A 23,842-nucleotide genomic window follows, 5' to 3' on the forward strand; every position below is an offset into this window, starting at 1 on the left:
GGATTATTGAAACTTCCAAAAAGAGTCACGATAAAAGAAGTCGGTCCTAGGGATGGTCTACAAAATGAAAAGCTGTCTATTACATCTGAAGATAAAATCACATGGATTAATTCGCTTTCAGAGACCGGTCTTACCTATATTGAGGTAAGCTCCTTTGTACATCCAAAATGGATTCCGCAGCTTGCTGATGCCTCTGAAGTACTAGGAAAGATTGGGAGAAAACCGGGAATTACATATGCTGCTCTAGTTCCTAATCTTAAAGGGCTTGTCCTGGCGCTAGAATCCAAAGTAGATGAAGTAAGTGTCTTTATGTCAGCAAGCGAGGCGCATAATCAAAATAATATTAATAAGCCGATAGAGGAAACATACCCAGTTCTAGAAGAAGTAGTAAAGGGAGCAAAAGCGGCAGGAAAGACGGTTAGAGGCTATTTATCTACTGTGATCGGATGCCCTTATGAAGGTCCAATTGCTCCTTCCCAAGTCAGAAAGGTAGCCGATCGCCTTTTCTCAATGGGAATTGACGAACTGTCCTTAGGAGATACGATTGGAGTCGGCGTGCCAAGCCAGGTTGAAAGGCTCCTTGAGGAACTTTTGCCTCATTTTAAAGCACATCAGCTCGCTATGCATTTCCATGATACAAGAGGAACTGCGCTAGCAAACATAGTGAAGTCAATTGAAATGGGAATCACAACCTTCGATAGTTCCCTTGGAGGATTGGGAGGGTGCCCGTACGCAAAAGGGGCCTCAGGAAATGTTGCTACTGAAGACTTATTGTACATGCTTCATGAAATGGGGATAGATACAGGAATTGATTTCAACGCAGTGATGAAATCAGCTAAGTTCATTGAAGGAATCCTAGGGAAAAGGCTGAACAGCCGCCAGATGGATATTTTGTTTGCAGAAGAAAAGGGGTGCTTGGCATGAATAATACATTATTGAAAACTGTTCAAGTTCAAAAGCGAAGCAACGGAATAGCCATCGTTACATTATGCCGTCCGGAAGCAGCCAACTCCTTATCAAAACAGATGCTTCGTGAGTTGCGTGACGTTGTAGCTGATTTAAAAAATAATACCGACGTTCGAGTGGTCATCCTGACGGGTGCCGGAGAAAAAGCATTTTGCGCAGGGGCGGACTTAAAAGAGCGTAAAGAGATGAATGAGAATGAAGTCAAGCAAGCTGTACGGTTCATCGGTGCGATTGTAAATGAAGTGGCAGCTTTGCCGCAGCCAACTATTGCTGCCCTGAATGGGGTGGCATTCGGAGGCGGACTTGAACTGGCTTTGGCATGTGATTTGCGTGTCGGTGCGCTTGAAGCAAAGGTAGGATTAACAGAAACGTCTCTTGGCATTATACCGGGTGCTGGCGGAACGCAGCGGCTACCGCGCTTAATCGGCCTTGGAAAAGCGAAGGAAATAATCTTTAGTGCGAAGAGGATGACAGCGGAAGAAGCTGAAGCCATTGGCATTCTTGAATATATCGTCCCTCGTGAAAAACTGTTGCAAAAAGCGCTTGAGATTGCAGAGGAGATGGCGAAGAATGCTCCTCTTGCACTTATCCAATCAAAGATTGCTATCAATAATGGAATGGAAGTGGATCTTTGCACCGGACTGAAAATAGAAGAACTGGCATACGACACATTAATACCTACTGAGGATAGATTGGAAGGCTTAAGGGCTTTTGCAGAAAAACGCTCTCCTCAATATAAAGGGCAATAGGAGGAAATATGATGGACACAATATTATCCAAAACAGACTTCCAAATCAAAAAAGAATCCGTTTTACAAGGCGGTCAAGAGAAGTATCATCAAAAAAATCAAGAAGAAGGGAAAATGTTCGTTCGTGATCGGCTGAATTTACTTTTTGACAATGGTTTAAGTGCCGAGGACGGTATGTTTGCCAATGTGCTGGCTGGGGACCTTCCGGCTGATGGCGTCGTAACTGGAATTGGTAAAATTCATGGCCGCACGGTTTGTATCATGGCAAACGATTCCACTGTAAAAGCAGGATCTTGGGGGAAACGAACCGTTGAAAAAATCATTCGTATTCAGGAAACTGCAGAAAAGCTGCGGTGCCCAATGCTGTATCTTGTTGACTCAGCTGGTGCACGCATCACGGATCAATTAGAAATGTTCCCGGGCAGAAGAGGGGCTGGACGGATTTTCTATAACCAAGTAAAAATGTCAGGAAAAGTGCCGCAAATTTGTCTTTTGTTTGGACCATCCGCAGCAGGGGGAGCCTATATTCCTGCATTTTGTGATATTGTCGTCATGGTCGAAGGCAATGCCTCAATGTATCTAGGATCTCCTCGTATGGCAGAAATGGTTATAGGTGAAAAAGTAACGCTTGAACAAATGGGCGGAGCTAAAATGCATTGCTCTATTTCTGGATGTGGTGATGTACTGGCAAAAAGCGAAGAAGAAGCAATCACTTACGTCAAAAAATATTTAACCTATTTTCCGAATAATTTTACCGAAAAGCCTGCTAAAGCTGAGGCGAAGGCTCCTGCTGCCTTTGAAAAAACGATTGAGGATCTAATTCCAAAAAATCAAAATACTCCTTTTGATATGTATCAACTGATCGAACGATTGATTGACGAAGGATCCATGTGTGATATTAAAAAGCTGTTTGCTCCTGAGCTTATCACTTGTCTCGGACGCATCAACGGTCAGCCAATTGGGATTATTGCCAATCAGCCTCGTGTGAAAGGTGGAGTGCTATTCCATGACAGTGCTGATAAAGCAGCAAAGTTCATTAACCTTTGTGACGCCTACCATATTCCATTGTTATTCCTTGCAGATGTTCCAGGCTTCATGATTGGTACAAATGTAGAAAAAGCAGGAATTATCCGGCATGGTGCTAAAATGATTTCCGCGATGAGTGAAGCGACTGTACCAAAAATGACTGTTATCGTCCGTAAAGCGTATGGCGCAGGGTTATATGCAATGGCTGGACCGGCCTTTGAACCAGACTGCTGTATCGCGCTTCCGACAGCATCCATTGCTGTAATGGGACCTGAAGCAGCGGTAAACGCGGTATATGCAAATAAAATTGCAGCCCTTCCCGAAGAGGAAAGAGCTTCATTCATTGCACAAAAAAGGGAAGAATATCGTGAAGATATCGATATCTATAGACTCGCTTCTGAGTTAATCATAGACGACATTGTTGAACCAAATCGTCTTCGTGAAGAACTGGCTTCCCGTCTAGAAGTTTATATGTCTAAATATCTTGTATTCTCTGAACGTAAGCATGGTGTTTACCCTGTTTAACTTCATTCAGCAAATGTTTTTGTACCGAAAGCTTGCGGCAGGTACAGAAGTCCTCCACTTCTAAAGTTATGGGATGAATGTTGACAAGAACTGCCTGGAGAGAGAGCAGTTGGCGATAGATGGTACAAATTCAAGAGTTTTTCGTAAAAAGGGGGACCTTAACATGTTTAATAAATATTTCGAGGAGTACAAAATTGGGGAGACATGGACTTCTACAGGTCGTACAATAACAGAGTCAGATTTAGTCATGTTTTCTTCCTTTAGCGGAGACTGGTTTCCTCTTCACACCGATAAAGAATATGCAGCAAATACGCATTTCGAGCAGCGTATAGCCCACGGGATGCTGATTCTTTCGGTTACCACCGGATTGTTAAGATTTGAACCAGGTATCGTAGTAGCATTTTATGGAATGGACAAGGTGAGATTTACAAATCCCACTTTTATCGGTGATACAATCTATCTCAATGCAACTGTGATTGACCTAAAAGAGAAAGGTCAGTCACAAGGGGTAGTTACTGTATTACAAGAAGTTAAGAAGCAAACGGAAGAAGTCGTTGCAGTCTTGGAAATGAAAATTTTGATGAACAAACATACTTTAGAATAGTTGGGAATAATTTAAAAGCTTTTAACAGAGTATAAAAGGATTTCCTATATGGATAGGGCCATGTAAATACGAGAATCAATTACATGACTCTATCTATTATTCAAAAGGTATTTTGTTAAAAGCTTAATACTTTTATAAAGAGTAAGGTTCCATTCCTTTGAGTATAAAAGTATATCACTAATTATCTGAATTTTCTTTATATATACATCCGAGCAATCATGCGGATATTTCCCTCTTTCGGCAGCTCTTGCAGAGCTACTCTGATTTTTAGGTTATATCTAGAGATACTTTATATAGCTATATAAGGAGATGAATTTATGGATCTGATTATTATTCTAGCAGCTCTAGGACTACTCATATTTGTTGCTTATAGAGGTTTTTCTGTTATTATTTTTGCTCCAATATGTGCATTGTTGGCTGTATTGTTCACGGAACCAAGTCATGTGTTACCGTTTTTCTCTAATATTTTTATGGAAAAGATGGTTGGCTTTGTAAAATTGTATTTTCCTGTTTTCTTACTTGGTGCTATTTTTGGTAAAGTAATTGAGATGACCGGAATTGCTGAGAGAATAGCTAAGATCATTGTTCGATTTATTGGGGCTAAACAGGCCATCCTTACGGTCGTACTAATGGGTGCCATTCTTACATACAGCGGGGTAAGCTTATTTGTAGCTGTATTTGCTATTTATCCTTTTGCAGCTCAGTTGTTCCGAGAGGCAAATATTCCAAAACGACTTATACCTGCTACCATTGCATTTAGTGCATTTACTTTTTCAATGGATGCCATTCCAGGATCACCACAGATTCAGAACGTCATTCCAACAGGCTTCTTTAACACGACTATCTATGCTGCTCCAATACTAGGAATGATTGGTGCAGGGTTCATTTTCGTTTCTGGTATGCTGTACCTAGAGAGCCGTCGGCGTAAGGCAGCTGCGAATGGAGAAGGCTATTATGGAAAAGGAGAACATGCGATAAGTGAGATGGCAGCTACAAGTGAAATGGCTGCTGTACCCGCTACTGACATTTCAATAGGAAAGATAAATGCAAAAGATTGGCTTGCTTTCCTGCCGCTTGTGTTGGTCGGTGTGATGAATAAGTTTTTCACCACTTATATTCCTAAATGGTATGAAAACGGATTTGATTTCGCAAAAGTTGGCTTAGAAAGTTTTGGGACCGTTAACATGAATCAGTATCTGTCCATTTGGTCAGTGGTATTGGCGCTGCTTGTAGGAATACTAACTGCGATTTCCCTAAACTTTAAGGCTGTTAAAACGAATTTTCAGGAAAGCATGAATGTAGGGATTAGCGGCGCTTTGCTTGCTACAATGAATACTGCATCTGAATTTGGTTTTGGAGGAATTATTGCAGCTTTACCCGGATTTACTATCGTTCAGAATTCCCTCTCAGCAACCTTTACCAACCCCTTAGTTAACGGGGCAGTGACAACAAACGTGCTTGCAGGAATAACAGGCTCTGGGTCTGGAGGAATAAGCATAACTTTAGGTGTAATGGCAGAGAAGTATGTAGAGGCAGCTAATGCTTTCAATATCCCATTAGATGTCATGCACCGCGTCATGTCTATGGCAGCCGGCGGGATGGACACTCTGCCGCATAATGGCGCTGTCATCACTTTACTTTTAGTTTGCGGCTTGACACATCGCCAAGCTTATAAAGATATCTTTGCTATAACAATCATTAAATCTTTAGCAGCCTTCTTAATCATTGGTGTTTATATGATTACGGGCATTGTATAAAAAGGGATCCAAGGTTGCTTCGTTTTCAATGACCTAATGACATTGCTAAATATACGATTCATACAACCATCAAGAAAAGGGACTCCTATAACAGGAGTCCCCTTTTCATTAAAAATACAGCAAGAATATAATCGCTGCGACAATAATTCGGTAAATAGCAAAAGGTACAAGCTTGACCTTATTAATCAGCTTCAAGAAGAAGCGGATTGAGAAAAGGGCAAAGACAAATGCACTGATAAAACCGGCAATAAAAAATGGCAAAGCATCGATCGTGAAGTACTGCCAGTTTTTCAAAAGAGAAATAAAGCTGGCTCCAGCCATAATGGGAACCGCCATAATAAAGGTAAAATCAGCTGCAGTCCGGTGGTTTAGTCCAAAGAGAACACCACCTGAGATCGTAGCTCCTGACCGTGAGAACCCCGGCCAGAGGGAAAAACACTGAACAAGTCCGACAACAAGGGCGTGCTTATACGTGATTTCATCAAGGGAATTAACGGTCGGGCGTTTTCCGCCGAATATATCGGCTGCAATCATGAGAAGCGCACCGAGAATCAAGCCAATGGCGACAGTCTCAATCGAGAAAAGATTTTCATCAATGTAATCCTCGAACAAGACGCCAAGAATACCAGCGGGAATTAATCCTACAATCACATGAAGCAGGTTCAAATGCCCGCCATGTCTTGTTACAACTCTCTCTTTATTGAAAAGACGGTTTAACCCGAGTATATCAATAAAACGGTCCCTAAAGACAATGACAGAAGCCAGGATGGACCCGAGCTGGATAACAACTTTAAATGTATTGGCAACATACTTTGTTAGGAATTCTTCAGATTTCAGCCACATATCATCCACGATGATCATATGGCCGGTAGAGGAAACAGGTGCAAATTCCGTTAATCCCTCTACCATGCCGAGAATAATTGCTTTCAATAGTTCTATAAAATCCATGGTGTAACATGCTCCTTATTTAGTTTTAAGCTTTCTTTCTTTTATTGCGGAAAAAGAAGATGACGAATGCCACAATCCCTACAGCGATAATGGCATAGGCAATATTTGAATAGACATCCATAAAGCTTGTGATGGCATGCCAATTGTCACCTAAAGCGGCGCCGACAGTAACAAGAATGATATTCCATATTAACGTTCCGATAAAAGTAAAAATAAGGAATAAGACGAACTTCATGTTCGACATGCCCGCAGGAATAGAGATTAAACTGCGAATTAACGGGACCATCCGGCAAAATAACACGGTCCAAATTCCGTAGCGATCAAACCATGAGTCAGCCTTCCGAATATCGTCCTTTGTTACTCGCAAAATATGTCCCCAGCGGTCGATAATCTTCTCAAGTCTTTCCACATCAAGCAAAAGACCGATTCCATACAAAATGACAGCCCCAACAACAGACCCCGCTGTTGACGCAATAATCACACCTGGAACCGTCATACTGGTATAAGTGGTCATAAAACCTCCAAACGGAAGAATGATTTCTGATGGGATAGGGGGAAAGACGTTCTCTAAAGCAATCATAAGGAAAACGCCAAGATATCCGTACTGCTCCATAAAATCTGTAATCCAGCTTTCCATATTCAACCTCCAACTAGCAATCATTTATGTAAAATCTACTCTTGTCCAATGATTTATGAAGGACCTTGCTAAGACGGGCATGCCTATGTATTTGGACAATCTCCATTACAATAGTATGCCGCTTGAAAAAAGTCCATGCTGAAAGATTATCATAAAATGGAGTAAATGCCCATGCTTTTTCCGACATCCTGTCCTTTCTCCTACAAAAAAATCTCCCTGCGCTTTTTTCAAAAAAAGTGCCTGACACCGCAAAAAGATATCTGTCCTTTGCGGTGTCAGGCATCAGTTAGCTGGCAACCCAAGTTTAGTAAACATCCTGTTTTGTAAATACAATGAATGAGATAATTAAAGAGACGAGCCACCATCCAGCTAAAAGAGTAATAGAGAAAAGCAAGGTCATTCCTTCAATTGGCGGGGCAACACCGCTTAGATAACCAGTTAAATTTAAATTAACCATAAATAGATATTTAGCAAATTCCCATGATGAAACCATGTTGCTCAAAATTGAACCGGAAATCAGTGCGGCAAGCATAACCCCCATTCCAGCAGCGGTGCTCCGAATCAGCACGGAAAGCATAAAGGAAAGCGTACCAACGACAACAGCAATAAACCAAACCAACCCAAAGTCCATAAATAAAAATCGCCATTGGCTCACTAAGCGTACTTCAGATGTGTCCAAATTTCCGCCTTGAGCGGTGAAGCCGGTAATGATTGGGGCATTCATCCCCCGATAACCAAAAACAAGCCCTGAAAGAAGATAGGCAAGCAAGCCAACCATCGCGATGATAATGGAAATGGACAGTATCAACGCGATATATTTACTCAAAAGGATCCGCCATCGTTTCACAGGCCGTGTCAGCAGCAGTTTAATCGAACCCAATGTGTGTTCGGAGGAAACGAGATCACTGGCAATCACCATCACTAGCAAAGGAATAAACATCGGACCTGAATTTTCGATGAACATTCTTACAAATGATGGAGCACCAGGTTCATTTGGATTAATATCATGGTCCAGATAGTATTGCGATTGTTTCAAAGAAATTTGCAGTCGTTCGCGAAGATCCTCTGACATTCTGCTTGAGCTTAACCGGTTGGAAATATCAACAATCTGCGCTTGTACCTGTGCACGCCAGTCCGTCCCCAGCTTTTCCTGCCGCTCCACCGTTTCTTTATACTGAGCATATGTAAATAACCCAACAAGTACGGCTGTAATCAGTGCAATCACAATAAGCCGTTTCCGAGCCAGAATCTTCATCATTTCATTATGTACAAGCTTAATCAACGGTTTCACCACCTGTCAGCTGTAAAAATAAATCCTCTAAGACAGGAATTTTACGATTCATTTCTAAAATAGAGATGCCTTCTTCCATTAAAGCCCTGCTCCATTCACCGGCTTTTTCATCAATAAGCGGGGTAATAACATAATCATCCTCCACTTGCACGTCTGTATAACGCTCCAGCACTTCTTTTCCCCGCTCTATAGGATTGATCCTCCAAACAAGTTTCTCCTGTTTCGTTAGCAGGTTTTCAACTGAATCAATGCGGATGATTTCGCCCTTTTTCATAATCGCAACGCGGTCGCACAGAAGCTGGATTTCACTTAAGAGATGGCTGGAAACTAAAACACTTAGTCCTTCATTCTCAGCAAGGTTGCGAATAAACTGCCGCATTTCACGGATCCCGGCAGGATCAAGCCCGTTCGTCGGTTCATCTAAAATAAGTACCTTTGGCCGATTTAGTAAGGCTTGGGCAATTCCTAGTCTTTGTCGCATCCCGAGAGAATAGGTTTTCACTTTATCATGAATGCGGTCATCAAGCCCGACAAATTTGATCGTTTCTTCAATTTGCTGTTCGGAAACGGAAGGAAGCATTCGCGCGAAGTGAAGCAGATTATCCCATCCGGATAGGTAGGGATATAATTCTGGATTCTCAACAATACAACCCAAATACTCCATAGCCTTTGTAAATTCTTTTCGCACATCATAGCCACAGATCGAAATCGACCCGGTTGTTGGTTTAATGAGGCCTGTCAGCATACGGATTGTTGTTGTTTTCCCGGCTCCGTTTGGTCCTAGAAAGCCGAATACTTCTCCTTTATGGAGCTCGAAGTTTAATCCTTTAATAATTTCTTTTCGTCCAATTGTTTTTCGCAGATTTTTCACTGCTAACGTTACTTCAGTCATTAGCGCGAGTCTCCTTTTCCCAATTGATGAGCGGGGCTAATCTGTCTGAAATTAACTGATAGCCGGCATGGTTCGGATGGAATTTATCTGAATATAGATACTCGTTGACGGACATTTGGAATAAATCAAAGGTTGGCACAAAGACTATTTTTTCAAATTGGCCGGTGACCGTTTCTGTTGCATAATTCCAGCCGCGTACAACACTATTAGTAGCATCACTTTCATCTAAATCAATAAATGGATTATAAAGTCCGAGAATAAAGATGGTTGCCTGTGGGTTCTGCTGACGGATGGTTGTAAAAATTTGCTGCAAATTGGTTATAAAAGTCTGCTGCAGCCCCTGAACCTTCTCCAAATTTAAATCGATTAGAGTTTCTCCTTGCTGAAAAAGATCGTTCCCGCCAATGGTCATAAGGATGACGTCCGCTTCTTGTATTTGGCGGCCGATATTCTGCTGGCCTAATTGTTGAAGGAGATCAGTTGACGTTTGACCGTTAATTCCTAGATTATACATCTGTATTTTCTGCGGACTTAATCTCTCCTTTAGTTCCTCTGTCACAAGTCCAACGTAGCCCATGCCGGCATCATCGCCGGTTCCTCTTGTGAGGGAATCACCGAGTGCCACGACTGTCAGGTCTTTAGCTGTGACATCCGCTTCTTTTTCCGTTTCAACTGGTTTTGTTTCAATGGTTTCGGCTTTCCCATTGTAAAAGTCTTCTATTGACCAAGCGAACCCAAAAAGCCAAAGTAACGATAAAAGCGAAGCGATGACGGTTGTGATTCGGGCTGTGTTTTTTTTCAAGATTCATCATCTCCTAAAGTTGAACAATAGTTGAATATAGTTAAAAAAGGCATTCCATCACAATTATTTCTATTGTCGTAACAGTTTAGTCTTTTTTTTCTAAATATAGTATAAATGGAGGGAGGGAGATAATTTGTGACAAATAACGAAACTATCATAAATGTAAAAATAAAAAAAGTATCTAGAAGAATACTAGATACTTTTTTTTTTTTTACATTATACCGTCTCTGCAGCTAATAGATTGTTTATTATTTTAAAAATGTATTTTCTATATCATCCAACATTAGATTAGCAGCCTTTACACCACCTGCTGTATTCCAAATAACGTCGTCAACTTTGTGGACTTCACCCTTTTTAGCTACCTCTAGGTTCTTAAACAGAGGATCCTCAAGCCATTCTTTTTCAAGCTTAGATGCGGCGCCATCTCCAGTTTCATAAGTAAAGTAGAAGAGGATATCTCCATCCATTAGAGGCATTTGTTCTTTCGTAGCTCCTTTAATAGCAAACTCATCTACATTTTGGCTTTCAGGTCTAGCAAATCCAAGCTGGTCTAGAATAACCCCGGAGAAAGAATCTTTTTGGTAAATACGGACATCTCCAGCCATAAAGCGAACCATGGAAACTTTCATATTCAACTTGTCACCTAGTTTTTCTTTTAGATCAGCAATACGTGTATCATATGCGTCAATAACTTCTTTTCCTTTGTCTTCCTTATTTAGGGCTTTAGCATAAAGCTCGAAGTTGTTTTTCCAATTGCCGCGTAAGTCCTCAGCAAATACTGTTGGGGCAATAGCGCTTAGCTGCTCGTAAATAGCTTCTTGGCGCATTTTATTTCCAATGATTAAGTCAGGCTGTAAAGCAGCAATTGCCTCTACATTTACTTCGCTTTCTAATCCAACTACTTCAACATCCTTCATTTCATCGGCAATATGGTCATACCAAGGATCGCCTGTCCATGATTGAACAGCGCCAACAGGTGTTACGCCAAGTTCTAGAAGAGCCTCAGTACCTTCATTTGTTAAAATAACGACTTTTTCAGGTGTCTTTTCGATTGTGGTTGAACCCATTGCGTGCTCGACTGTATAGCTGGTATCCTCTGTTTTTGGGCTTTCTGCTTTTTTTTCAGAACTAGTTTTCTCTTCGTTACCGCCGCAGGCAGCAAGGATGACGATCATCATGATTGAAAAAAGTGAAAGAATAGTGCGGGTTAATCTCATTTTCTGTTCCTCCTATAATTGCTAATGATAATCATTATCAATTTGAAATATATGAATATTTTAAAATCAATTATAGCGGTTGTCAATAGATAATTGAAAATGATTATCAAAATCATTGATTGATAGAATAAAATAAGATTTATTTCGATCGGAGTATACATTTCTATTTAATCAAAAGGTTTAACATCCCAAATAAATGGTTATAAATTTTATTATGAAATGAAAACGGGGAGGGGTCATATGTGGAAACAACTTTTACTGAGATGGATTCCATTTTTAATCGAACCAAAAATGCTTTAGTAGAGTTTATGGGAATCCTTACACCGATTGTTGAAAATGCGAAGGATGACCATGAGCGTCTATTTTGGCATCACATTTTTGAAGAAGAAGAACATCGTTCCGATCGCTTGGAGATTCTTATGCCGAAGATTCATGCTGGTGCGCCTCTCACCGATAATCAACTTGAGCTTGTACATTTATTACAGGATATCAGTATTGAGAAATTCGGTTTACACAATTTTTTAGAGCACTTAGATTTATTTCTTTTTCAATTTAAAGGAACGGAATACGAAGAGCGAGTACAGGCCTTAAGAGACTTCACCTATGAGGATTATCAACAAATGAAGGTTATTATGGACCAATTAAATCAAGAATTTCAGGCAGGAGTCGAATTTAAAACATCCATTCCAACGGATGAAAAGAAGGAAAATGGTTCAAATGTAAAAATTGCTGCCTATTCACACGAACATGTACAAGAGGCTCCTCCTGTTAAACAAAGCTTTAGGAAAAGGTTAACAGTTGGAAGTTTGAAACAACAATAGGATAAATGGGGAAGTGAGTTTAATGGATAAATCAATTCAATTTTCTGAGTCCTCCTTAACGAGAGAGGAATGGCAAGAACTTGATCAGACGGTATTTGATAGTGTTAGAAAACAGTTAGTAGGAAGAAAAGTGATTGATATTTATGGACCGCTTGGGGAAGGTGTTCAATCCGTTACGAATGATATTTATGAAACACCTGAACGGGGATCCCTTAGTTTTCACGGGGAGGACTTGGGTCTTTCGGTTCCAACAAAGAGGATTACTCTTACAATCCCTTTATTGTATAAAGATTTTATTTTATACTGGCGAGATATACAGCAGGCTAAAACGCTTGGCAGCCCGATTGATTTTTCAGCAGCAGCTAACGCTGCACAGCAATGTGCGCTGCTGGAAGATGATCTGATTTTTAATGGGTCAAAGGAATTTGATATCCAAGGAATCATGAATGTAAAAGGGAAATTATCTCATATTCGAAGTGATTGGATGGAGTCTGGAAATGCTTTTAGTGATGTGGTTGAAGCCAGAAATAAATTGTTAAGAATGGGTCATACAGGGCCATATGCCCTTGTTCTGTCTCCTGAATTGTATGCACTGGTCCACCGCGTTCATCAAGGTACACATGTGTTGGAGATTGAGCATATCCGCGAATTAATGCCAGCAGGAGTGTTCCAATCTCCGATGATAAAGAGCGGTACAGGAGTTGTACTTGACGCAGGGAAGCAAAATATGGATCTTGCTGTAGCAAGTGACTTTGATACAGTATTTTTAGACCAGGACAATATGAATTATTATTTCCGGGTATACGAAACCATTGTTCCAAGAATTAAGCGTCCAAGCGCGATATGCACGTTAGAAGATTTCTCCGATTAATAGCTGCTAAATGAAAAAGAGGGTGTCCATAAGGTTTTAAAGTATCCGCAAATGTATCCAGTTTTACATGTAGGCTCCTGGGTACGTACTGATATTCTATATGGATTCCCTCTTTTCTGTTAGGCAATGGAATAAACGTTATTCTTGGGATAGATATGGCTAATATTTAATTCCCTTTTAACAGCAGAAAGGCCGATATCCTCAATGATCATCTTTGCCTCTTCAAGAAAAATAGTATTTAGGCTGTCTTTATTTATTTCAAGTAATCTCTTTAGGTACTTTAGTTTTTCTTTTGTTTTGGTAGCTTTATATGCTTGATTGTTTAATTCGTAAATATTCTTATGCTTCGGTTCTTGCAGCAGACCAAGTTCTGTAATATTGACAATGATGTTTTCATGGTCTTCCGTTACAAATCCAATAGAATAGATGGAAGAGCCAAGTAAATCCAAATGTGTAATAACGGCATTCTGATAAACTTCTCCAGTACGAACGCGAAGAGACTTTGCTTCAATGACGCCGCCAATTTTTCTTTCATTTACTAGTAATTTATGAATATCTTTTAAACCGTTAATTTGATAAGACATATTGTCATCTCCTTTTTTATGAGAAGGAAATATCTTAATGAGAATAATTTTCATTATCATTATACAAAGGAAACTAGTGATTGGTCAATAGAATAATTGATGTACAATTTTAACAATTGAAAGGGGATACAAAAGTGAAAAAACTTACAATTGGTTCTTTGAAGTATGGCAGCATAAAGAGTAACGTTTCTGTTGATCAGCCTGCCTTTGTAGAACGACTGAAGGCTAATGAAACAAACACTACAGTTAAAGAAACGGGCAAGATAGTGGATATTAAACAAAACCAGCAATCTTTTCAAGTTAAAGTAAAAAAAGGGCAATCTATTTTGGATGCAGCACTTGAGCAAAATTTCCCTTTGGAATACAGCTGTAAAAAAGGAACCTGTGGTAAATGTAAAGTAAATGTAGTGAATGGAGACACTTATCTTCAACCGACAAACAGCCAAGAGGAAAAGAAATTACAGGATTTAATTAAAAGAGGGTTCCGTCTGGCTTGTCAGGCAATAGCCAGATGAATCCACTAATGATGAAGAGTAAAAAAATTCTAAGTCCCTGTGTTAATGATGTATCTATGAGATACATCTATTTTTTATGCTTCTTTTACAGGAGATCTAATTGAAAATGATTATCAAAATCATTGACAGAGTGATAGTTTTTCAAATAGACTAAATCTATCAATTAATTTATAAAATTCGAAAGGTTTACGGTTATGCTTCTAAAGACAAACGTACAGAGGTTAATTGGTCTTATCATTGCTATCATTTTATTAATCTTGTTAATGTGTGCCAGTGTGGTATATGGCTACACTGATACAACATGGAAAATAGCTTGGGATGCTTTTCAAAGTAATAATGGATCAAACGAACATCTTGTTATAACAACTGTTCGATTACCTAGAGCATTAATTGCTGCTGCTGTAGGCAGTAGTCTAGCAATCGCCGGGGTACTATTGCAAACATTAACGAAGAATCCCTTAGCCTCACCCGAAATTTTTGGGATAAACTCCGGGGCTAGTTTTGCTGTTGTGATTGGGGTAACTCTTTTCTCAATCGGAAATTTGCAAGCCTTTGCATGGGTGGCGTTTTTAGGTGCAGCGATAGCGGTTGTTGGGATTTACTCAATCGGATCAATTGGCAGGGAAGGATTAACTCCATTAAAGCTCACGTTAGCGGGAGCTGCATTAACTGCAATGTTTTCTTCCTTTACTCAGGGGTTTCTTGTCTTAAATGAAGCAGCATTAGAGCAGGTTTTGTTTTGGTTAGCAGGGTCTGTTCAGGGAAGAAAGCTTGAGATATTAACTGCTATATTCCCTTACTTATTGATTGGCTGGCTTGGATCCCTCTTAATGGCTGCAAAATTAAATATCTTGTCAATGGGTGATGATGTTGCCAAAGGATTAGGACTCAATACTTTTTTATTAAAAATTGGCGTAGCTGTGATTATCATTCTATTGTCAGGCGGTTCTGTTGCCATTGCCGGTCCGATTGCGTTTATAGGAATTGTTACTCCCCATTTGACTCGTGCAATCGTAGGGATTGATCATCGCTGGATTATTCCATTCTCGGGTCTGCTTGGAGGCATGCTCTTACTTACAGCTGATATCCTGGCTCGCTATATTATTATGCCAGAAGAAGTTCCTGTTGGTGTAATGACTGCTATTATTGGAACGCCATTCTTCATCTATATTGCAAGAAGGGGGTTTAATTCAAAATGAGTCCTTACAAGAGTGTCAGATGGTTTAGAGGAAAAATCTCCTTTCTTTTAGATAAAAGAGCGGCAAAAGTGTTTGTAATAATGGCTGTAGCTGCTACGCTGATTTTTATTGTCAGCACCGGGACAGGTGATATGAAGATTAGCCCTCTTTCCGTGATACAAGTTTTTTTTGGCGGCGGTACGGAGATGGAGCAGCTCGTTGTTACGAATTTTCGATTACCAAGAATTATTATAGCGCTTATGGTGGGGATTTCCTTGGCTGTGGCTGGTGGAGTTCTCCAAGGTATGGTTAGAAATCCATTAGCATCTCCGGATATGCTAGGAATTACAGGAGGTGCAGCTGTTGCTGTTGTTGGGTTTTTAGCATTTTTTAGTGATAAAAATAACGCTTTAACCGTAAGTATTAAATGGATGCCGTTAGCTGCCTTTATAGGGGCTGGAGTCATTGCGTTACTTGTTTATTTTTTAGCATGGAAAAATGGAGTTTCGCCTATTCGTCTTATATTAATCGGGATTGGAATATCTGCGCTTATGCAGGCGCTCACGACTCTAATGATGATCTTAGGCCCAATTTATCGTGCAAGTCAGGCAAATATTTGGATTACCGGAACCGTAAACGGGTCCAGTTGGGATCAGGTTAGTATATTGGTTCCATGCACGGTCTTCCTTATCATATCCGCCTTGATAATGATACGAAACATGAATATACAGGAACTTGGCGATGAGATAGCGACCGGAGTAGGGGGGCATGTTCAAAGGCAGCGTTTTTTCTTGATGATGATTAGTACGGCACTAATAGGAAGCTCTGTTGCCTTTGCAGGAGGAATTGGATTCGTAGGTTTAATGGCACCACATATGGCAAGAAGACTTGTTGGATCTTCATTCGGTGCATTATTACCTGTTTCAGCACTAATTGGAGGAATTCTTGTCATGCTGGCAGACTTGATCGGCAGGACTTTATTTTCTCCATTAGAAGTCCCGGCAGGAGTATTTACTTCGGCAATAGGAGCACCCTATTTTATATACTTACTGTTTAAAACCAGGAATGCATAGAAAAGCGGAGGCGCCTGGCCCAGCCGCGACCAGCTTAAGACGATTCGGGGAGAAGGTTGTACTGTAACCTTCTCATCGAAGCGGCTTAAGACCTCGAGCGGCTAGGCGCTGGAGCTAGACAATAGAAAAGTGGAAGCACTTATATAGGATATAAATTGAATGGTAAAAGGAGAGGACCAGTATGGAGCAGGCAATTGAAACGAAAGAGCTTACTCTTTCATATGGTGATTCAATTATTATTGAAGAAATGGATCTTTCCATACCAAAAGGGGAGATTACCGTTTTTATTGGTGGAAATGGCTGTGGGAAATCTACACTTCTTCGTTCTATTGCCCGGCTATTAAAACCAAAATCAGGGGCTGTTTTACTAGATGGAAATGTAATTGCCAAAATGTCAACAAAGGATGTTGCGAAACAAATGGCCATACTTCCCCAGTCCTCGGAAGCACCTGAAGGTCTGACGGTTCTACAGCTTGTTAAGCAAGGGCGTTATCCGTATCAAACATGGCTGAAGCAATGGACCAAGGAAGATGAAGAGAAAGTGAATAATGCATTAGCTGCAACAGGGATAGAGGATTTGAAGGATCGGGCTGTTGATTCCCTATCAGGAGGTCAACGTCAAAGAGCGTGGATTGCGATGACATTGGCTCAAGATACGGATATTATTCTTCTCGACGAACCAACAACCTATTTAGATTTGACACATCAAATTGACATACTTGACCTTCTGTTTGAGCTAAATGAAAAGGAAAAAAGAACAATTGTTATGGTTTTACACGATTTAAACTTATCTTGCCGCTATGCCCATAATATAGTAGCGATCAAGGACAAGAAAATCTTTGCACAAGGACAACCTGAATTTGTGATTAATGATAAATTGGTGAGAAATGTATTTGGGTTAGAATGCGACGTCATTTTAGATCCGCATTACGGTACCCCTTTGTGTATCCCTTTTGGGAAAGGAAGACGCATTAATAAGAAGGATGGAGTTGTGTATGCCTGACATTCTTAATAGAGCAGAAATAGAAGAGTTACTCCAGTTTCGTTTAACTACGGAAAAGAATGCATCAGACCAATCCATTCGCTTAAATGAGTTATTTGATGATCATGTATTGTTAAAGTATTTAGAGCAGGCAGGTACCTGCATCGGGTCTCCTGATGTAAAGGTAACAGCCTCCCTTTTTGTCAAAAGATATGCTATTTTAGCCGTCATTTCATTATACGCAATGACGTCATGGAATAAAAAAATAAACATGTCATTCCAAAATATAAGTCTCCAAACTGAAGAAGGAGATAGGAACTGGTTACCCCGTTTTTATTTTCACCAAATGAGTGTAGAAACTGCTTGTACAGATAGGATACGTTTTAGGGAAGATGTGATGAAAGAAGTATTCCTATATATATATGCAATAATTACACAAATATCAAAGGTGACAAAACAGTCCAAACAAATTCTTTGGGAAAACATTTCTGTTTATTTATTTTGGCTCTATGAAAAAGTGTTAACAAAAATAGATGATAAAGAAATAGAGAAAAGAGTGAGTGAAGACTATTATTATCTAATCAATGAAGCACCTGGGAGTCTTTTTGGAGACTGCCGGGAAAATCCATTAAAAAAGTTTTATGGTAATAAAAAGTACGAGGATCAAAATCAGGCTGAAATTCGGATTAGAACAACCTGTTGTTTATATTATAGGTTAGAAGGTTCTCCTAAACGTTGTAACACATGTCCTCATTTCTGCAGGAGTGAAGAGCCAATTTAGAGGATGTCATCTGGCATCCTCTTTTATTATCTTAAGAATTGGAGATTTCATAGAGATACAAAAAATGGAACCCCCAAGAGGAGGTTCCTTATGATTAGATTTTTAAGACACCGCCGGAGCTTGCATTTGTAACAAGCTTGGAGTAGCGGGCTAAATATCCTTTTTTCACTTTTGGTTCAAAGCCTTTCCAGTTGGCTTTACGTCTTGCCATTTCTTCATCAGAAACCTCAAGCGTAATCTTACGGTTATTCATATCAAGTTCAATGATATCTCCGTCCTCAACAAAGGCGATTGGACCGCCTTCTGCAGCTTCAGGTGAGATATGTCCGATGGAAATTCCACGGGATGCACCTGAGAAACGGCCGTCAGTAATTAATCCAACCTTTGCTCCTAAGCCGCGTCCGACGATTTGAGAAGTAGGAGCAAGCATTTCAGGCATACCAGGACCGCCTTTAGGTCCTTCGTAGCGGATAACTACAACGTTACCTTCCTGTACTTTACCTGTAATGATGCCAGAAAGTGCATCCTCTTGAGAATCAAAGCAGATCGCAGGTCCTCTATGGTAGCCGCCAACAGATGGATCCACTGCACCTACTTTAACGATTGAACCTTGTGGTGCAAGGTTTCCAAATAAGACAGCTAGGCCGCCTTTTTCTGAATGAGGATTATCTAATGGACGGATGACATCCGTGTCTAAGATATCTGCGCCTGCAACATTTTCGCGTAATGTTTTACCAGATACAGTCAGGCAGTCGCCATTAATGGCACCTGGCTTTTTAAGAAGCTCGTTGATGATTGCACTCACACCGCCTGCTCTATGCACATCTTCAATATGATAGCTTGAAGCTGGTGCAATTTTTGCCAGATGCGGCACTCTTGCTGCAACTTCATTGATACGTTCCATTGAATACTCAATTTCCGCTTCTTGCGCTAATGCTAATGTGTGTAGAACAGTGTTTGTAGATCCGCCCATAGCCATGTCTAGTGCAAATGCATTATCAATTGCCTCTAATGTTACGATATCACGAGGTTTAATATCCTTTTTAATAAGCTCCATTAATTGTTTAGCTGATTTTTTAACAAATTCACGACGCTCAGGAGCTACAGCTAAAATCGTACCATTGCCAGGAAGGGCAAGACCAAGTCCTTCTGCTAAACAGTTCATAGAGTTTGCTGTGAACATTCCTGAACAAGAACCGCATGTAGGACATGCAACTGACTCAATTTCTTTTAATCTTGCTTCATCAATATTACCAGCCTGGTAGGCACCTACTCCTTCAAAAACAGAAGTCAGGTCAAGTGCATTACCGGCTGAATCTGTACCAGCTGCCATTGGGCCGCCGCTGACAAAGATTGTAGGAATATTCACACGAAGGGCCGCCATCATCATCCCTGGAGTGATTTTATCACAGTTTGGAATACAAACCATTCCATCGAACCAGTGAGCCGATACAACTGTTTCTACTGAGTCAGCAATAATTTCACGGCTTGGAAGGGAATAGCGCATTCCGATATGGCCCATCGCAATTCCGTCATCTACACCGATTGTATTAAATTCAAATGGAACACCGCCGGCTTCAATAATTGCTTCTTTTACCAATTTTCCGAATTCCTGTAAATGAACATGTCCAGGAACGATATCAATATAAGAATTACAAACCGCGATAAATGGTTTACCGAAATCTTCCTCTTTAACTCCCGCTGCACGAAGCAAGCTTCGATGCGGTGCACGATCAACGCCTTTTGTAATCATATCACTGCGTAATTCTGCCAAAATAATTCCCCCGCTTTCTTGCAAGCTATCTTATAAGTTAATTTTTGAACTTTTAATTATTTTAGCACTATTAATCAAATAAGGGTAGGTTTTTTGACTTGGAATAAGGTGGATGAATGGAGGAAGTATTTGTGACAGAGGAAATGTTAAATCAAATTCTTTCTATATTATTAGTTTTAGTAATTATTTTTTTGAAAAAGTTTTATACAGGGAAGTGTGTGCATAATTAAGCTTCATATTAAGAATCCTATTAGAAACAAATTCTAATTGGATTAATAAACCATAATGATTAGGGGGTAATTAGATGAAGAAACATTCTTTATTTCTATTTCTTTTATGTGGCTTGATCATCATGCTTTCTGCATGTGGAACAAATGAGGCTGAAACGGATAATGAAGAAAATAATGCTGCTAAAACCGAAGAAAAAGAAGAGTCAAAAGGGCAGGATTTACTTGGGAAAATTAAAGATGAAGGCAAGCTTATGGTTGGAACAGAGGGTACATATGCACCGTTTACTTTTCATGATGATAGCGGCAAGTTAACTGGATTTGATGTAGAGATATCGAAAGAAGTGGCAAAACGCTTAGGGGTTAAAGCTGAGTTTTTAGAAACACAATGGGATGCGATGTTTGCGGGATTGGATGCTGAGCGTTTTGATATGGTTGCGAATCAGGTTGGAATCCGCCCTGACCGTCAGGAAAAATATGATTTTTCGGACCCGTATATTACATCAAAGGCAGTATTAATTGCTCACGAAGATAATGAAACCGTTAAAAGTTTTGAGGATATAAAAGGGTTAAGGGCAGCCCAATCACTGACAAGTAATTATGGTGATATTGCTCGTGAGTATGGAGCTGAAATTGTAGGCGTAGAAGGCTTTACGCAGTCAATTGAATTGATTAATTCGAAACGTGCGGATGTAACGGTAAACGATAATATTTCATTTCTAGATTACAAAAAGCAAAAGCCTGATGCTCCTGTAAAAATTGTGGCGGAAAGGGAAGAAGCAAGTCAAAGCGGACTGATGTTCCGTAAAGGGAATGAAACACTTGTAGATGCTGTGAATAAAGCATTACAAGAAATGATTGATGACGGCACCTACGAAAAAATATCAGAGAAATGGTTTGGTGAAAATGTACTTAAATAATATCATGATGGACCAGGCCCGAACCGATCGGCTAATTGAGATTGCACAAAGTTCCCTTCAGCCTTTGCTGGAGGGAGCGGTGCTTTATACGATTCCATTAACCATTATAACGTTTATTCTCGGTATAATTTTAGCTGTCTTAACGGCACTTGCACGGTTATCGTCCATTAAAATCCTGCAAATGATTGCAAGAGTCTATGTTTCAGCGATAAGAGGAACGCCTTTACTTGTGCAATTATTTATTATCTTTTATGGGCTTCCGACTATTGGTGTGATTATAGATCCGTTTCCATCGGCAGTTATTGGGTTTTCGTTAAGTGTCGGTGCCTATGCGTCAGAAATCATACGCGCTGCGATTATTTCGATTCCAAAGGGACAATGGGAAGCAGCGTATTCCATTGGCATGTCTTATTCACAGGCATTAAAACGAATTATTCTCCCGCAGGCATCAAGGGTATCGATACCACCGCTTTCTAATTCATTTATCAGTTTGGTAAAAGATACCTCGCTGGCAGCGATGATTCTCGTGACAGAAATGTTCAGAAGGGCGCAGGAAATTGCGGCTACAAACTATGAATTTTTACTTTTATATTCTGAGGCAGCTCTGATTTATTGGGTCATTTGTTTTCTGTTATCCATTGTACAAGGCAGATTGGAAAGCCGATTTGACCGCTATGTAGCGAAGTAATTTTTTTTGAACGGTTATTTGCGAGCAGAGGCATTTTGAATAAGGAGTAAATCCATGATCAGGATAAAAAATTTACATAAACGATTTGATGAACTTGAAGTATTAAAAGGAATTGATTTAGAGGTGGAGAAAGGCAAAGTAGTTGTTTTAATTGGGCCATCCGGTTCAGGAAAAACAACCTTTCTTAGATGTCTGAATGTACTTGAAATCCCGACAACCGGCATGATTTCAATTGAAGACCAGTCCTTGGATTTTTCCCAAACCGTATCGAAGAAAAAGCTGCCTCCTTTTCGGAGCTTAACAGGGATGGTTTTTCAAAACTATAATTTGTTTCCCCATAAAACAGCGCTCGAAAATGTCATGGAAGGACCAATTACGGTAAAAAAAGAGTCGAAGCCTGCTGTCAGACAAAGAGCAGAAGAACTGTTGTCTAAGGTAGGACTTGGAGATAAGATTGATTATTATCCATTTCAGTTGTCCGGTGGCCAGCAGCAGCGGGTGGGGATTGCCCGTGCATTAGCAATGGAGCCAAAGGTTATGTTATTTGATGAACCGACTTCTGCCCTTGATCCCGAGCTTGTCGGAGAAGTATTAAAGGTTATGAAGGACCTGGCAAGGGAAGGAATGACGATGATTGTCGTGACTCATGAAATGCGCTTTGCCAAGGAAGTGGCAGATGAGGTGATCTTTATGGATGGGGGCGTAATTGTCGAACAAAGCAAGCCAGAGGAAATGTTTACAAATCCGAAGGAAGCGAGGACAAAGCAGTTCTTGAGGCTGATACAGTAGTGGCCTATATTTATGTATACAGATGATTCGTGCCTGAAATCGGAGGAGAGGGATTGAAGCGGTAACGAAAGCGATAGTTTCATTACCGTATCGGAAAGTACAATTCAAAGAACAAGGTTTCCGAAGGTCAAATCTGATGAAGAACAAAAGAATGGCCTTCGAAAAGAATATTTATAAATTCCTACAAACAAACAGGCTTATCGAAAAAGAGAGGTATTCGCATATAAAGCAGGAGAGCCGCCGGAATGAACAAATAAAATGTTATCTTCCTTGTTAAAGTGACCTTTTTGAATTAAATCAATCAGACCTGCGGCAGCTTTTCCGGTATAAACAGGATCAAGCAAAATCCCTTCTGTTCTGGCCATCAGCTTGACTGCTTCTACCATTTCAGGTGTTGGGATCGCATATCCAGGTCCAACATAATCATCAAAGCAAGTAACAGCATCACGAGCGATTGAATTCGGCAGACCGAGGTGTGCTGCAGTTTCTGCAACGAGCTGATAAACCTTTTCCTCCTGGGCAGCTTTTTCTCTGCTGATATTTATACCGATTACCGGTATCCCGCTTTGATTCAAATAAAATCCTGTTATCAATCCTGCCTGCATTCCGCCGCTACCACTTACACATATGACAGCATCAAAATGCAATTCTTGATCAAACATTTGTGTTAAAATCTCCTGCGCGCAAGCTGCATACCCTGTTGCCCCAATCACATTTGAGCCGCCTACAGGAATTAAATAGGGATGCCGTCCACTCTCAGAAATCTCTTCAGCAATAAGCTGCATTTCTTTCATCAAATCCGACCCATTTGGCACAATTTTAATATTTTCTGCCCCCAATAAATGATAAAGAAAATAGTTGCCGTTGAAATCAGGCTCCGTACTTTCCTTTACACCTTCTTCCAGCACAAGAATACATTTCAAATTTTCCTTTACAGCAGCAGCTAACGTTAAGCGGCAATGGTTCGATTGTATCCCGCCGCATGTAATGATGGTATCTGCGCCCTTTTTCAGTGCATCTGCCATAAGAAACTCTAGTTTTCTCGTTTTATTTCCTCCGGCTGTCAGACCAAGTAAATCATCTCTCTTCATATAAATAGTAGGTCCGCCAAGCGCTTCAGTAAAATGCTCTAACTTTTCAATCGGTGTGTACGATGGTGTGTACCGCTTTCTAGGGAACTGGGCTAAATTCATGATAAATCTCCTTTCTAATGAGGAATGGGGTAG

Annotated in this window: 24 protein-coding genes; 15 read left to right on the forward strand and 9 right to left on the reverse strand. The window is 40.3% G+C overall.

From position 1 onward, the window contains the following. Positions 1–6: 6 nt before the first annotated feature. The 5 genes from R4Z09_RS01695 to R4Z09_RS01715 all read left to right on the forward strand — a co-directional run bounded on the left by R4Z09_RS01695 (position 7) and on the right by R4Z09_RS01715 (position 5,626). On the forward strand, positions 7–924 hold the full coding sequence (locus tag R4Z09_RS01695) for a hydroxymethylglutaryl-CoA lyase (RefSeq protein WP_338450694.1): 918 nt from the start codon (positions 7–9) through the stop codon (positions 922–924). After that, the gene (locus R4Z09_RS01700; RefSeq protein WP_338450695.1) at positions 921–1,715 is read left to right on the forward strand and encodes an enoyl-CoA hydratase; all 795 of its coding nucleotides are present in this window, start codon (positions 921–923) and stop codon (positions 1,713–1,715) included. The genes R4Z09_RS01695 and R4Z09_RS01700 overlap by 4 nt, the downstream gene beginning before the upstream one ends. Before the next feature lie 11 nt (positions 1,716–1,726). Continuing rightward, the gene (locus R4Z09_RS01705; protein WP_338450696.1) at positions 1,727–3,265 is read left to right on the forward strand and encodes an acyl-CoA carboxylase subunit beta; all 1,539 of its coding nucleotides are present in this window, start codon (positions 1,727–1,729) and stop codon (positions 3,263–3,265) included. Between the two features lie 163 nt (positions 3,266–3,428). Then, the gene (locus tag R4Z09_RS01710) at positions 3,429–3,869 is read left to right on the forward strand and encodes a MaoC/PaaZ C-terminal domain-containing protein (RefSeq protein ID WP_338450697.1); all 441 of its coding nucleotides are present in this window, start codon (positions 3,429–3,431) and stop codon (positions 3,867–3,869) included. Between the two features lie 317 nt (positions 3,870–4,186). Next, positions 4,187–5,626: a GntP family permease gene (locus R4Z09_RS01715; protein ID WP_338450698.1), complete on the forward strand. Its 1,440-nt coding sequence runs from the start codon at positions 4,187–4,189 to the stop codon at positions 5,624–5,626. 108 nt (positions 5,627–5,734) lie between these two features. On the opposite strand, the gene R4Z09_RS01720 is transcribed toward R4Z09_RS01715, so the two are convergent. The 6 genes from R4Z09_RS01720 to R4Z09_RS01745 form a co-directional block, all read right to left on the reverse strand. After that, complete coding sequence (locus R4Z09_RS01720; RefSeq protein WP_338450699.1) at positions 5,735–6,574, reverse strand: undecaprenyl-diphosphate phosphatase; 840 nt, start codon at positions 6,572–6,574, stop codon at positions 5,735–5,737. A gap of 25 nt (positions 6,575–6,599) precedes the next feature. Next, a complete protein-coding gene (locus tag R4Z09_RS01725) occupies positions 6,600–7,211 on the reverse strand; it encodes a DedA family protein (protein WP_338450700.1) in 612 nt (203 codons plus the stop codon). Positions 7,212–7,515: 304 nt separating this feature from the next. Continuing rightward, positions 7,516–8,493 carry an ABC transporter permease gene (locus R4Z09_RS01730; RefSeq protein ID WP_338450701.1) on the reverse strand — a complete coding sequence of 326 codons (978 nt, stop codon included), beginning with the start codon at positions 8,491–8,493 and terminating at the stop codon, positions 7,516–7,518. Further along, entirely contained in the window at positions 8,486–9,394 is a 909-nt protein-coding gene (locus tag R4Z09_RS01735; RefSeq protein ID WP_338450702.1) for an ABC transporter ATP-binding protein, read from the reverse strand. The genes R4Z09_RS01730 and R4Z09_RS01735 overlap by 8 nt, the downstream gene beginning before the upstream one ends. Continuing rightward, on the reverse strand, positions 9,387–10,196 hold the full coding sequence (locus tag R4Z09_RS01740; protein WP_338450703.1) for an SGNH/GDSL hydrolase family protein: 810 nt from the start codon (positions 10,194–10,196) through the stop codon (positions 9,387–9,389). The genes R4Z09_RS01735 and R4Z09_RS01740 overlap by 8 nt, the downstream gene beginning before the upstream one ends. Before the next feature lie 248 nt (positions 10,197–10,444). Next, positions 10,445–11,413, reverse strand: a complete 969-nt coding sequence (locus R4Z09_RS01745; protein ID WP_338450704.1) for an iron-siderophore ABC transporter substrate-binding protein — start codon at positions 11,411–11,413, stop codon at positions 10,445–10,447. 242 nt (positions 11,414–11,655) lie between these two features. On the opposite strand from R4Z09_RS01745, the gene R4Z09_RS01750 reads away from it, so the two are divergent. Together R4Z09_RS01750 and R4Z09_RS01755 are read left to right on the forward strand one after the other, a co-directional pair. Then, entirely contained in the window at positions 11,656–12,234 is a 579-nt protein-coding gene (locus tag R4Z09_RS01750; RefSeq protein WP_338450705.1) for an IMEF encapsulin system ferritin-like cargo protein, read from the forward strand. A 22-nt stretch (positions 12,235–12,256) separates the two neighbouring features. Then, positions 12,257–13,105 (forward strand): family 1 encapsulin nanocompartment shell protein, encoded by an 849-nt coding sequence (locus R4Z09_RS01755; RefSeq protein ID WP_338450706.1) that lies wholly within the window; start codon positions 12,257–12,259, stop codon positions 13,103–13,105. Positions 13,106–13,224: 119 nt separating this feature from the next. Here R4Z09_RS01755 and R4Z09_RS01760 read toward each other — a convergent pair whose 3' ends face one another. Beyond that, positions 13,225–13,689, reverse strand: a complete 465-nt coding sequence (locus R4Z09_RS01760; RefSeq protein WP_338450707.1) for a hypothetical protein — start codon at positions 13,687–13,689, stop codon at positions 13,225–13,227. 134 nt (positions 13,690–13,823) lie between these two features. On the opposite strand from R4Z09_RS01760, the gene R4Z09_RS01765 reads away from it, so the two are divergent. The 5 genes from R4Z09_RS01765 (at position 13,824) to R4Z09_RS01785 (ending at position 18,218) form a co-directional block, all read left to right on the forward strand. Further along, entirely contained in the window at positions 13,824–14,204 is a 381-nt protein-coding gene (locus tag R4Z09_RS01765; RefSeq protein ID WP_338450708.1) for a 2Fe-2S iron-sulfur cluster binding domain-containing protein, read from the forward strand. A 194-nt stretch (positions 14,205–14,398) separates the two neighbouring features. Continuing rightward, a complete protein-coding gene (locus R4Z09_RS01770; protein ID WP_338450709.1) occupies positions 14,399–15,403 on the forward strand; it encodes an iron ABC transporter permease in 1,005 nt (334 codons plus the stop codon). After that, positions 15,400–16,455 (forward strand): iron ABC transporter permease, encoded by a 1,056-nt coding sequence (locus R4Z09_RS01775; RefSeq protein ID WP_338450710.1) that lies wholly within the window; start codon positions 15,400–15,402, stop codon positions 16,453–16,455. Before R4Z09_RS01770 ends, R4Z09_RS01775 begins: the two co-directional genes overlap by 4 nt. Positions 16,456–16,636: 181 nt before the next feature. Further along, complete coding sequence (locus R4Z09_RS01780; RefSeq protein ID WP_338450711.1) at positions 16,637–17,458, forward strand: ABC transporter ATP-binding protein; 822 nt, start codon at positions 16,637–16,639, stop codon at positions 17,456–17,458. Next, positions 17,451–18,218, forward strand: a complete 768-nt coding sequence (locus R4Z09_RS01785; RefSeq protein WP_338450712.1) for a (2Fe-2S)-binding protein — start codon at positions 17,451–17,453, stop codon at positions 18,216–18,218. Before R4Z09_RS01780 ends, R4Z09_RS01785 begins: the two co-directional genes overlap by 8 nt. 94 nt (positions 18,219–18,312) lie before the next feature. Here R4Z09_RS01785 and ilvD read toward each other — a convergent pair whose 3' ends face one another. Continuing rightward, positions 18,313–19,995, reverse strand: coding sequence for a dihydroxy-acid dehydratase (ilvD, locus tag R4Z09_RS01790; protein WP_422392280.1), 1,683 nt, complete (start codon positions 19,993–19,995; stop codon positions 18,313–18,315). Between the two features lie 301 nt (positions 19,996–20,296). Between ilvD and R4Z09_RS01795 the strand changes: the two genes are divergently transcribed. Genes R4Z09_RS01795 through R4Z09_RS01805 form a run of 3 tightly spaced genes read left to right on the forward strand, consistent with a single transcriptional unit; the run spans position 20,297 to position 22,616 of the window. Then, the gene (locus R4Z09_RS01795; RefSeq protein WP_338450713.1) at positions 20,297–21,139 is read left to right on the forward strand and encodes an amino acid ABC transporter substrate-binding protein; all 843 of its coding nucleotides are present in this window, start codon (positions 20,297–20,299) and stop codon (positions 21,137–21,139) included. Beyond that, entirely contained in the window at positions 21,126–21,827 is a 702-nt protein-coding gene (locus R4Z09_RS01800; protein ID WP_338453178.1) for an amino acid ABC transporter permease, read from the forward strand. The genes R4Z09_RS01795 and R4Z09_RS01800 overlap by 14 nt, the downstream gene beginning before the upstream one ends. Before the next feature lie 54 nt (positions 21,828–21,881). Then, entirely contained in the window at positions 21,882–22,616 is a 735-nt protein-coding gene (locus R4Z09_RS01805) for an amino acid ABC transporter ATP-binding protein (RefSeq protein WP_338450714.1), read from the forward strand. Positions 22,617–22,813: 197 nt separating this feature from the next. On the opposite strand, the gene R4Z09_RS01810 is transcribed toward R4Z09_RS01805, so the two are convergent. Then, positions 22,814–23,809: a D-cysteine desulfhydrase gene (locus tag R4Z09_RS01810; RefSeq protein ID WP_338450715.1), complete on the reverse strand. Its 996-nt coding sequence runs from the start codon at positions 23,807–23,809 to the stop codon at positions 22,814–22,816. Positions 23,810–23,842 lie beyond the last annotated feature (33 nt).

Source organism: Niallia oryzisoli (assembly GCF_036670025.1).
GTDB classification, from domain to species: Bacteria; Bacillota; Bacilli; order Bacillales; family Cytobacillaceae; genus Bacillus_BD; species Bacillus_BD oryzisoli.